7 protein-coding genes are annotated in these 11,965 nt (G+C 74.1%); 6 read left to right on the top strand and 1 reads right to left on the bottom strand.

Going from position 1 to position 11,965, the window contains the following annotated elements; genetic code table 11:
• Positions 1-420: 420 nt before the first annotated feature.
• Entirely contained in the window at positions 421-2,040 is a 1,620-nt protein-coding gene (locus ACFV61_RS27860) for an alpha/beta hydrolase (RefSeq protein ID WP_380494516.1), read from the bottom strand.
• A 368-nt stretch (positions 2,041-2,408) separates the two neighbouring features.
• Here ACFV61_RS27860 and ACFV61_RS27855 point away from each other — a divergent pair, with 368 nt between their 5' ends.
• The 6 genes from ACFV61_RS27855 (at position 2,409) to ACFV61_RS27830 (ending at position 11,794) form a co-directional block, all read left to right on the top strand.
• Positions 2,409-2,930, top strand: a complete 522-nt coding sequence (locus ACFV61_RS27855) for a MarR family transcriptional regulator (RefSeq protein ID WP_363373080.1) — start codon at positions 2,409-2,411, stop codon at positions 2,928-2,930.
• 125 nt (positions 2,931-3,055) lie between these two features.
• The gene (locus ACFV61_RS27850) at positions 3,056-3,538 is read left to right on the top strand and encodes a hypothetical protein (RefSeq protein WP_063346030.1); all 483 of its coding nucleotides are present in this window, start codon (positions 3,056-3,058) and stop codon (positions 3,536-3,538) included.
• On the top strand, positions 3,535-4,401 hold the full coding sequence (locus ACFV61_RS27845; protein WP_380494513.1) for an NmrA family NAD(P)-binding protein: 867 nt from the start codon (positions 3,535-3,537) through the stop codon (positions 4,399-4,401). Before ACFV61_RS27850 ends, ACFV61_RS27845 begins: the two co-directional genes overlap by 4 nt.
• A 450-nt stretch (positions 4,402-4,851) precedes the next feature.
• On the top strand, positions 4,852-8,808 hold the full coding sequence (locus ACFV61_RS27840; protein ID WP_380494511.1) for a Pls/PosA family non-ribosomal peptide synthetase: 3,957 nt from the start codon (positions 4,852-4,854) through the stop codon (positions 8,806-8,808).
• A complete protein-coding gene (locus tag ACFV61_RS27835; protein ID WP_079135337.1) occupies positions 8,805-10,169 on the top strand; it encodes a M1 family metallopeptidase in 1,365 nt (454 codons plus the stop codon). The genes ACFV61_RS27840 and ACFV61_RS27835 overlap by 4 nt, the downstream gene beginning before the upstream one ends.
• Before the next feature lie 245 nt (positions 10,170-10,414).
• Entirely contained in the window at positions 10,415-11,794 is a 1,380-nt protein-coding gene (locus ACFV61_RS27830; protein ID WP_380428973.1) for a serine hydrolase domain-containing protein, read from the top strand.
• The last annotated feature ends 171 nt before the right edge of the window (positions 11,795-11,965 follow it).

The raw sequence follows: 11,965 nt of genomic DNA, 5'->3' as shown, positions 1-11,965 counted from the left end.
ACAACCGGAGGACAGCCCAGCAGGGCGTCAGTCAGTGGCAGAGCCACGACCACCAGGGACCCGGTTAGAACTATCAGTGTCAGTGGTATCGGCTACGGTCCCCGACATCCGAGAAGAATCCGAGAAGAACTCGTTTCCGAGGAGGGCCGGATGGCGATCCACCGTCGCATTCACGCCGCATTTCCCGTTCGCGCCGTCATCCGCGCTCACGCCGTCGTCCGCGTTCGCACGGCCATCCGTATTCACGCCGTCCTCCGGGAGCTCGGCCGGAAAGCACGGATGTGGTGGCCGGCGCCGCCGACCACCACATCCGTTCATGCGTACCTCAGGCCCCCGGGGGCCGCCCGGCCAGTCCTGCCGGGCGGGCCAGGCGGGACGTGCAGGCCTTGCGGGCCGGCACCGGCCGGCTGCTCAGCCCCGTCAGGCCGCCGGGAAGATCGCCGCGTCCGGCTTCAGCAGCTGGCCCGGCTTCGGCGCGGTGCCGTCCACCAGGTAGCGGGTGACCAGCGCGTTCAGCGCCTGGCTGCGGCCGACGGCGCAGTGCTCGATCGAGTCCACGCTGACCAGCACGGCGTTGCCCAGCTGCTGCTGCATCCGCTGGGCGAACTTGTACTGGGTGGCCGGGTCGTAGAGGTTGCCGATCACCATGACGGTGTTCGAGGTCTTCTTGTTCCACGGGCCGCTGAAGCGCTCGGCGTCCCGGGCCGGGGCCGGCCAGCTCGCGCAGGCGGGCGCGTCGAAGGCCTGGTAGCGGCCGAAGGTCGGCGACTCCTTCTCCCAGGCCTTGGCGACGTTCGGGAAGACCCGGTCGTTCGACGGGTACGGCTTGTCCTGGCAGTTGACGCCCATGTAGGAGTCGTCGGCGGTGTACTCGGAGTCGACCGGGGCCTCGCGCAGCGCCCGCGGGGCGTTCACCGCGAGGATGTTGGCGTCGTCGTCCGAGACGGTCGCCTTCGGCGCCATCAGGGTGTTCGCGGCCGGCTTCTGGACCAGCTGGTACGTCGCCTGCAGCGACTTGGCCAGCGGCGCCAGCTTGGCCTGCGAGTACAGCGCGCTGGCCACCTCGCTGGTGAAGGTGCTCAGCGTCACCTGGGAGCCGTTCGGCAGGGTGACCGGGCTGGTCCGCAGGTGGTCGCGGAGCTGGTCGAACTTGGCCCGGGTGTCGCCCTCGCCGAAGGCGCAGCGCGGGGCGCCGGCGGCCTGGCAGCGCTTCAGGAACTCGTCCAGGGCCAGCTCGAAGCCGCCCGCCCGCTGACGGTCGTACTCCAGGCCGTCGTGCAGGCGCAGGTTCGGGTCGACGTTGCCGTCGACGATGATCGTGCGCACCTTGTTCGGGTACATCCCGGCGTAGGTCGCGCCGATCAGGGTGCCGTAGGAGAACCCGGCGAAGTTGAGCTGGGAGTCGCCGACGGCGCGGCGCATCCGGTCGAGGTCACGGACCACGTTGATGGTCGACATGTGCTCGATCAGCGGGCCGGCGTTCTTGCTGCACGCGTCGGTGTAGTCCTGGTCCGCGTCCAGCGTCTCGTTGATCTCGGCCTTGGTGACCGGCACGCCGACCATGCGGCCGTTGACCGCGTCGGCGTCCTCCTGGGTCTTGAAGCACTTGAGCGGGTTGCTCCGGGCCACGCCGCGGGGGTCGAAGCCGACCAGGTCGAAGCGCGACTGCACCTCGGTACCGAATCGGGTGGTGGTCGCCCACAGGTAGCCGCTACCACCCGGGCCGCCCGGGTTGAGGAACAGCGAGCCGATCCGCTTGGACGGGTCGCTCGCCCGCCGGCGCATCATGGCGATGCCGATCTTCTCACCCGACGGGTTGTCATAGTCCAGCGGCACCGGGTACACGGCACAGTCGTAGATGCCTGGGTCCGGCTTGCTCGGGTCGGGGTTACACGGGGCCCAGTTGACAGCGGCGACCTTCGCCTCGGCCGCCGCACCCGGCGCCAGGTCTATCGGCGCCGCCGACGCCGCGACAGCACTACCGGTGACGAGGGCGAGGGCGCAGGTGACCGCTCCGGCCAGCGTGGATATACGGGACAAGGAACCTCCTCAGTACTGAAAGGGCGGCCCCAGCCTGTCAGTCTGAGATCTCCATGTGAAGACCTGGAAGCAGCGTAAATGTTTCGATGGCTTCCATTTTGCGACCGGATTATTCTGTGAATGAACCAACTTGACGGTTGATTGACCTGATGACTCGTCACCATGGAACCCGGACACCCGGACACCCGGACACCCGGCGCCGCTCGACAGCCGGAGCGCCGCTCGACAGCCGGCAGAGCACCCGCCCGCACACCCGCCCGCCGCCGACGCCCGGCCGCCCCGCGCAGCGCGGCCGCCTTCGGACGCCGGACATCGAACGCCGGACGGTCGACTTGACCGGGAAACTGATGAGGCGCCATATTACTTTCATGACGCAACGCCCCGACGCCGGCAGCGGCGCCCCCACCCTCGATCAGGCACGCCGCCAGATCGCCCGCTACGGCCTCACGGCCGACCCGCAGGCGATCCTGGTCGCGGCCAGGCTGATGGCGGCGGGCGCCCGGATCGGCCAGGCCGGGGAGGTGCACTTCGCCCGGTTCGGGCTCTCCACCGGCCGCTACCGACTGCTGGCCGATCTGGAGGACCACGGCGGCGAGAAGTCGCCCTCCCAGCTCGCGGCCGGCCTCGGCGTCTCGCGGGCGACCGTGACCGGCCTGGTGGACGGCCTGGAGCGGGAGGGCCTGGTGGTCCGCCGCCCGTCCGCCGAGGACGGCCGCGCCAACGTGGTGGTCCTCACCGCACGCGGTGCACAGCGGCTGCGCGATCTGGCGCCTGAGCACTTCGCCCGGATGCAGGCGCTGGTCGGCGGGCTCTCGGTCGAGGAGCGCGCCACCTTCCTCGACCTCCTGGCCAGGGTGGTCGAGGGCGCCGACGCGCTGACCGCGGACTGACCCGGTCGAGAACGGCGGGCCGCGCAAGGCGGCCCGCCAACCTCACGACCCAATAGTTAGGCACCTAATCACAAATAGTTAGCCGCCTAATCACTTTCACCCCAGCACCTCCGCAGGAGAGGCCCATGAGCAAGAAAGCACCCGGCGCACCACCCCCCTTCACCCTGTGGCGGGAGGTCCTCGTCGCCTACGCGATGCCCGCCGTGATGGCCGGGATCGGCGGGGCCGTCACGCACCAACCGCAGCTGATGATCGCCGCGGCCACCACGATCGGCGGCACCTCGGCCGTCGTCGCCACCCTGGTCGGCTCCGCCCTGCGGCGCCGGTCCAACCGCTCCCCGGGCGGCCGGGCACCGCACGCCCTGCTGGCCCCCGCACTCGGCCTGGCCGCCGCGGCCGTCGCACTCGCCGTCGGCCTCGCGGCCGCGCACTGGCTGCCGCAGATCCACGGGCTCGCCACCAGCCCCTGGCCCGGCCGCCTTCCGATCGACCTGCCGGTCTCGTCGGCGATCGCGGCCACCGTGATCACCTGGCGCTGGCGCGGCAGCCGCCGGCCCCGATCCCCGCAGCACCGACTCTCCACCCGACCGGAAGGACAGACCTCATGATCGTCGTCATGGGCGCCGGAGGCGCCACCGGCGGTGCCACCCTGCGCAGCCTCGCCGCCCTCGGTGCACCGAGCCGCTCACTCAGCCGCGACCCCGCCCGCCTCGCGGCCGGACTCGACGACCGGACCCTCGCACTGACCGAGACGCTCCCGGCCGACGCCGCCGACCCGGACTCGCTGCGCGCGGCCTTCCGCGGCGCACACCAGCTCTTCCTCACCATGGCCAACGGCCCGCAGCAGGTCCAGCACGAGCTGGCCGCGATCGACGCGGCGGTCGAGAGCGGCGTGGAGCACATCGTCAAGATCTCCGCACCCGCAGCCGAACCGGACTCCCCCGTGGCCGTCTCTCGCGGCCACCATCTGATCGAGGAGCGCCTGCGCGCGTCCGGCGTCACCGCGACGGTGCTGCGGCCGTACGCATTCATGCAGAAGCTGTTGCTGCTGGCACCCGGCATCGCCGCCGCCGGGGTGGTGCACGGCGCCCTGGGCCAGGCCCGCTGCAACTACGTCGACGCCCGGGACATCGGCGACGCCGCGGCCGGGGTGCTCACCCGCCCGGAGCTCGCCGGCGGAACGTATCCGCTCACCGGCGGCCGGGCGTACAGCTACCCGGAGCTCACCGGGCTGCTCGGCGAGCTGCTCGGCCGCCCGGTCCGCTACCTCGACCTGCCCCCGGCCGGGCTGCACGCCCATCTGGTCGAGCGGGCCGGGATGCCGCCCTGGCTGGCCTCCCACGTGGTGGAGATCCAGCAGCTCGCGGTGGTCCGCCGGGAGGCGCCCGACGACACCCTCACCCACCTCACCGGGCACGCCCCGCGCACCCTGGAGGCGTTCCTCCGGGAGCACCTGCACCGCTTCCGCTGACCGTTCGGGCGCCACTCGGGCACCACCCGGGCGTCATTCGGGCGCCCTCTCTGGCGCCACTCGAACACCACTCCGACACCATGGCGGGCCCGGCAGCCGGGCCGGAACCGGACCGGGAAGCCGGGCCCGCCACCCGAAGGGAGCAGCATTCCCTGTGGCGTGGATCACGATCGAGAATTCGTCCTGACGATCCGTCAATTCGACTGACATCCAGTCACATGACTTCCACGCCTATCCAGTTGTTGACTGACACAACGTCAGCTCAGGCCATTTCCGGCCTAGTTGGGCCAGGTGTCGGGCCGTACGGCGCCTCGCACCCGGGGCTACCATCAGTCGGGTTGTCCGCTCCGGCCCCGGAGTGGGGTCACCCCGTCAGGCGAGTGCTCCCACCGCCCCGAAGGGCCGGGCATCAGTCGGAACGGGGCGAGGACGAGGAGCGTACGGGCTGCCATGACAGCTGAACCGAGCACGGAGCAGTCCCCCACGTCGCCCCAGGCCACACCACCCCGAGCCACTCAGCCCCAAGCCACGCCACCCCATGCCGCACCGCCGCAGGCCCTCTTCCCGGGCCGTCCGGCCGCCGCACCGCGCACCCTGGTCGACGTCCTGGACGCCACCGTCCGCGACCACCCCGACGAGCCGGCCCTGGACGACGGACGCACCGTGCTCGGCTACCGCGCCCTGGCCGCCGAGGTCGAGCAGCTGCGCCGCCGGCTGGCCGCCGCCGGGATCGGCCCTGGCGACCGGGTGGGCGTGCGGGTGCCCTCGGGCACCAACGACCTGTACGTCTCGATCCTCGCGGTGCTCGCCGCCGGCGCCGCCTACGTGCCGGTCGACGCCGAGGACCCGGACGAGCGCGCCCAGCTGGTCTTCGGGGAGGCCGGCGTCGCCGCGGTGCTCGGCGCCGACCGCGCGCTGACCGTCCACCGCGAACGCCCGGTGCCCCACCCCGGCGAGGCGGCCGCGGACCACCGACCCCACCCCACCCCGGCCAACGACGCCTGGATCATCTTCACCTCCGGCTCCACCGGCCGCCCCAAGGGCGTGGCCGTCACCCACCGCAACGCTGCCGCCTTCGTCGACGCCGAGGCGGCGCTCTTCCTCCAGGACGAGCCGATCGGCCCCGGCGACCGGGTGATGGCCGGTCTGTCGGTGGCCTTCGACGCCTCCTGCGAGGAGATGTGGCTGGCCTGGCGCCACGGCGCCTGCCTGGTGCCCGTCCCCCGCTCCCAGGTGCGCAGCGGCGCCGACCTCGGCCCCTGGCTGGCGGAGCAGGAGATCACCGTGGTCTCCACCGTCCCGACGCTGGCCGCGCTCTGGCCGGCCGAGGCGCTCAACGAGGTGCGGCTGCTGATCTTCGGCGGCGAGGCCTGCCCGCCGGAGCTGGTGCAGCGGCTGGTCACCGAGGGCCGCGAGGTCTGGAACACCTACGGCCCCACCGAGGCCACCGTGGTCGCCTGCGCCGCGCTGCTGACCGGCGACGGCCCGGTCCGGATCGGCCTGCCGCTGGACGGCTGGGACCTCGCCGTGGTCGACGAGGCCGGCGAGCCGGTCGCGCCCGGCGGCACCGGCCAGCTGGTGATCGGCGGGGTCGGCCTGGCCCGCTACCTCGACCCGGAGAAGGACGCCGAGAAGTACGCGCCGCTGGCCTCGCTCGGCTGGGAGCGCGCGTACCGCAGCGGCGACCTGGTCCAGGCCGACCCGGCCGGCCTGCTGTTCCTCGGCCGCACCGACGAGCAGATCAAGCTCGGCGGCCGCCGGATCGAACTCGGCGAGGTCGACGCGGCGCTCCAGGCCCTGCCCGGCGTGGCGGGCGCGGCCGCCGCCGTCCGCACCGCGCGCGGCGGCAACCAGCTGCTGGTCGGCTACCTGGTCGTCCAGGACGGCTTCGACCGCGAGCAGTCCGTCGAGAAGCTGCGCGCCGAGTTGCCGGCCGCCCTGGTGCCGCTGCTCGCGCCGGTCGACGCCCTGCCCACCCGCACCTCCGGCAAGGTCGACCGGGCCGCGCTGCCATGGCCGCTGCCCGAGCTGGAGAACGCCGGGCCGAGCGAGCAGCTGTACGGCACCGAGGCCTGGCTGGCCGAGCAGTGGGCCGAGATCCTCGGTGTGACGGTGAGCGGCCCGCGCGACGACTTCTTCGGCATCGGCGGCGGCAGCCTGGCCGCCGCCCGGCTCACCACGCTGCTGCGCACCCGCTACCCGAACGCCGCCGTGCTGGACGTCTACCAGCACCCGACGCTGCGCAAGCTCGCCCGGCACCTGGAGCGCACCGCCGCCCAGGGCGGCCAGGCCCGCACCGTCGCCCTGGTGCCGACCAGGGCCAAGCTGCTCCAGCTGCTCCTGCTGATCCCGCTGTTCACCGTGGTCGGCCTGCGCTGGACGGTCGCCCTGCTGGCCGCCGGCAACCTGCTCTCCCACCTCGGCGACTACCCGTGGGCACCCACTGCCTCCTGGTGGGCGGTCGGCGCGGGCGCCCTGGCGCTGTACACCCCGGCGGGCCGGCTGGCGATCGCGGCCGGCGGCGCCCGGCTGCTGCTGCGCGGCCTGCGCCCGGGCAGCCATCCGCGCGGCGGCGCCATCCACCTGCGGCTCTGGACCGCCGAGCGGCTCGCCGAGCTCAGCGGCGCCACCGCACTGTCCGGCGTCTGGCTGGTCCGCTACGCCCGGGCGCTGGGTGCCAAGGTCGGGCCCGAGGTGGACCTGCACTCGCTGCCTCCGGTCACCGGGATGCTGAAGCTGGGCCGGGGCTGCGCCGTCGAGGCCGAGGTGGACCTGTGCGGCTACTGGCTGGACGGCGACCGGCTGGAGGTCGGCCAGGTCAAGGTCGGCTCCGGCGCCGTGGTCGGCACCCGCTCGACCCTGCTGCCCGGCGCCCGGGTCGGCAAGCGCGCCCAGGTGCTGCCCGGCTCCAGCGTCACCGGGCAGGTGCCGACCGGCCAGCGCTGGGGCGGCGCGCCCGCCGTCAAGCTGGGCCGCGTCGAGCGGGCGTGGCCCAAGGAGCGCCCGCCGCACCGGGCGTTCTGGGCCGCGCTCTACGGCGCCAGCGGCACGGCGCTCGGCCTGCTCCCGGTGGCGCCCGCGCTGGCCGCGCTCGCGGTCCTCGCCGGATTCGTCCACCAGGGCGACGACCTCGGTGCGGCGCTCGGCGGCGCGCTGCTCGGCCTGCTGCCCGCCACCCTGGCGTACGGCGCGGTGTACGCGGCGCAGCTGGTGGCCGCCGTCCGGTTGCTGAGCCGCGGTCTGGTCCCCGGGGTGCACCCGCTGCACGGCCGGGTCGGCTGGCAGGCGTGGACCGTCACCCAGCTGATGGACCGGGCCCGGGAGGTGCTGTTCCCGCTGTACGCGGGACTGGTCACGCCGCTGTGGCTGCGGGCGCTCGGGATGAGGGTCGGCCGGGGCGCGGAGGTGTCCACAGTGCTGGCGCTGCCCAGCCTGACCACCGTCGGCGACGGCGCGTTCCTGGCCGACGACACCCTGATCGCGCCGTACGAGCTGGGCGGCGGCTGGGTGCGGCTCGGCGAGGCGAAGGTCGGCGAGCGGGCGTTCCTCGGGAACTCGGGAATGACCGCGCCGGGGCGGGCGGTGCCCAAACGGGGCCTGGTGGGCGTGCTGTCGGCGACACCGGAGAAGGCCAAGAAGGGCGGCTCGTACCTGGGCATGCCGCCGATGCGGCTGCCGCGCGCGGCGGACGAGGCCGACCAGAGCCTGACCTACGAGCCGCCGGCCCGGCTGCTCTGGGCGCGCGGACTGGTCGAGCTGGCCCGGCTGCTGCCGGTGCTCGCCTCGGGGGCGCTCGGCATGCTGACCGTCGCGGTGCTGTCCCGGCTGTCCGTCTCCTGGCCGGCGGGCGTGGCCGCGCTGCTCTCGGGCCTGGTGCTGCTGGGCGCCGGCGCGGTGGCCTGCCTGGTCGCGGTGGCGGCGAAGTGGCTGCTGGTCGGCCGGTTCCGGGCGGTGGAGCACCCGCTGTGGAGCAGCTTCGTGTGGCGCAACGAGCTCGCGGACACCTTCGTCGAGGTGCTGGCGGTGCCGTGGCTGGTCGGCGCGGTGCCGGGCACGCCGGTGCTGAACCTCTGGCTGCGGGCGCTCGGCGCGCGGGTCGGCCGCGGCGTCTGGTGCGAGAGCTACTGGCTGCCGGAGGCGGACCTGGTCACCCTCGGGGACGGCGTCACCGTCAACCGGGGCTGCGTGGTGCAGACGCACCTCTTCCACGACCGGATCATGCGGATGGATACTGTGGTCCTCCGCGAGGGCGCCACCCTGGGCCCGGGCGGCATCGTGCTGCCCGGCAGCACGGTGGGCGCGCGCAGCACGCTGGGCCCGGCCTCGCTGGTGATGCGCGCCGAGTCCGTCCCCGCCGACACGCGGTGGCTGGGCAACCCCATCGAGGCGTGGCAGCCCACGCCATGACCACCCGTCCCGGCCCGCAGGAAGTGCCCGCCCCCGTGAAGCCCAAGCACGTCCCGGCGGCCGCCGGCGCCCCCGACCCGTACTTCCCGGCCAGCGGCGACCACCGCTACCGGGTCCACCGCTACGAGCTCGCGCTGGACTACCGGCCCGGGCCGAACCGGCTGGCGGCCTCGGCCCGGCTGAGCGCCGTGGCGGACGCGGCGCTGGCCGAGTTCGCGCTGGACCTGGCCGAGTTCCGGATCGGGCGGGTGCTGGTCGACGGCAAGGCCGCCCGCTACACCCACCGCGCCGGCAAGCTGCGGATCCGCCCGGCCAGGGCGCTGGCGGCGGGGGCGGCGTTCACCGTCGAGGTGCACTACACCGGCAACCCCCGTCCGGTGCGCAGCCCGTGGGGCGGCCTGGGCTGGGAGGAGCTGACCGACGGCTCGCTGGTCGCCAGCCAGCCGATCGGCGCGCCGTCCTGGTTCCCGTGCAACGACCGGCCCGCCGACAAGGCGACGTACCAGATCGCGATCACCACGCCGTCCCCGTTCACCGTGCTGGCGAGCGGCCGGCTGCTGACCCGCACCACCCGGGCGTCCAGCACCACCTGGGTGTACGAGCAGAGCGCGCCGACCTCGCCGTACCTGGTGACGGTGTCGATCGGCCACTACCGGCCGGTGCCGCTGGCGGCCCGCCCGGCCGTGCCGCAGACCGGCTACGTGCCGGAGCGGCTGGTCCCCGCGTTCACCCGGGACTTCGGCCGGCAGCCGGAGATGATGGCGTACTTCGACGAGGTGTTCGGGCCGTACCCGTTCGGCGAGTACGCGGTGGTCGTCGCGGACGAGGAACTGGACGTCCCGGTGGAGGCGCAGGGCGTCGCCACCTTCGGGACGAACCACCTCGGCGGCGGCTGGCAACGCGAGCGACTGATCGCCCACGAGCTGGCGCACCAGTGGTTCGGCAACAGCGTGACGATCGCCGACTGGCGGCACATCTGGCTCAACGAGGGCTTCGCCAAATACGCCGAGTGGCTGTGGTCCGAGCACGCCGGCGGCCCGGCCGCGGCCACCCACGCCGCCGCCGCGCACGGCCTGCTGGCCGGGCTCCCGCAGGACCTCAGGCTCGCCGACCCGGGCCGCCGGCTGATGTTCGACGACCGGCTGTACCAGCGCGGCGGCCTGGCCGTGCACGCGCTGCGGCGGGCGCTGGGCGAGGACGCCTTCTTCGCGATGCTGCGGGACTGGACGAGCGTCCACCGGCACGGCGTCGTCGGCACCGCCGACCTGCTCGCGCACGCCTCCCGGTACACGACCGCCCCGCTGGCCCCGGTCTTCGAGGCCTGGCTGCAGCGGCCCGAACTCCCGCCGCTGCCAGGCTGACCGGCCCGGCGACGACATCGCGGGGCGTTCACGGGGCATTCGCGGCGCGATCGCGGGGCGTTTGCGGAGATAACGGGTGGATCCTTCGGAGCGGCCTGGCTAGGTTGGGTTCGTCTGTCGCCCGTCCGTGCTGACCGGCGGCCCCCGCCTGCGGACCTCACCGACGGTCTCGCCGACGGACCTCGTGGCAGACCACACCGACGGGCCTCCCCCGCCGGACCGCGCCGAAGGATTCAGAGGATCAGATGACCGATCAGTCCGACGAACTGCTGCCGACCACCCGCCGCGCCCTGCTGCACCGGATCGCCGTCGCCCAGGCCGAAGGGCGCACGCCCTCCCTGGCCGCCGGAGTGGTCCGGGACGGCCGGCTGGTCTGGAGCGGCGCCCGCAGCATGATCGACGGACACGCGCCGACCCCCGACGTCCAGTACCGGATCGGCTCGCTCACCAAGACCTTCGTCGCCGTGCTGGTGCTGCGGCTGCGCGACGAGGGCCTGCTCGACCTCGCCGACCCACTCGCCCGCCACCTGCCCGGCACCCCGGCCGACGGCGCGACCATCGCGCAACTGCTCGCCCACACCGCCGGACTCGCCGCCGAGACGCCCGGGCCCTGGTGGGAACGGACCGACGGCTCCCTGCGACCCGGACTGGACGACCTGCTGGAGCCCGGCGCCGCGATCAAGCACCCGGCCGGGCGCCTCCACCACTACTCCAACCCCGGCTACGCGCTGCTCGGCGCGCTGGTCGAGCGGCTGCGCGGCGAGCCCTGGGGCGAGGTGCTGCGACGCGAGGTGCTGGCGCCGCTCGGCATGGACCGCACCACCCTGCTGCCCGAGCACCCGCACGCCGGAGGCTTCGCCGTCCACCCGTGGGCCGACGTCATGCTGCCGGAGCCGCTCACCGACACCGGCCTGATGGGCCCGGCCGGCCAACTCTGGTCCACCGTCGCCGACCTGGCCCGCTGGGCGGCCTTCCTCGCCGCCGGGGACGACAAGGTGCTCGCCGCCGACTCGCTCGCCGAGATGCGCCGGCCCGCCACCGGCCCCGACAACACGACCTGGACCACCGGATACGGCCTCGGCCTGCAACTGCGCCGCCACGAAGGCCGGGTGCTGTACGGCCACACCGGCTCGATGCCCGGCTTCACCGCCGCACTGTGGGTCAGCGACGAGGACGGCCTGGCCGCGATCGCCCTGTCCAACGCCACCACCGGCGCCGGCACCACCCTGGTGGCCACCCAGTTGATCACGCTCACCGCCGAACACGAGCCCCGGCTGCCCGAGCCCTGGCGCCCGCTGCCCGAGGTCGACGAGGAGCTGCTGGCCCTCACCGGCCCCTGGTACTGGGGCACTTCGGCGCAGGCCCTGCGGCTGCGGGCCGACCGCGGCCTCGAACTGACCTCGCTCACCGGCGGAGCCCGCAGCTCCCGCTTCCGCGCCGAGCCGGACGGCACCTGGACGGGACTGGACGACTACTACACGGGCGAGACCCTGCGGGTGGTCCGGGCGGCCGACGGCACGGTCAGCCACCTGGACCTCGGCTCCTTCGTCCTCACCCGCGAACCCTACGGCCCCGCGCCCGTCATCCCGGGCGACGTCGACCCGAAGGGCTGGCAGGCCTTCTAGGACCTGCCGGGGGCGCGCCCTGCTCGGGGCACGCCGGTCGCGCACAACATCGCACCCGTCCGCGGGAGTTCCAGGGGAATCCCCGGAGAGAGTGGTCGGGGGGGGGGGGCCCGCGCCCCGGGCGGCGCCCCCCCCCCCGGGCCCCCCCGCGGCCCCCCCCGCCAGCGCGGC

It is taken from the genome of Kitasatospora sp. NPDC059817, assembly GCF_042731835.1.
Lineage (GTDB): Bacteria > Actinomycetota > Actinomycetes > Streptomycetales > Streptomycetaceae > Kitasatospora.
This window is presented reverse-complemented; position numbering and strand designations above follow the sequence as displayed.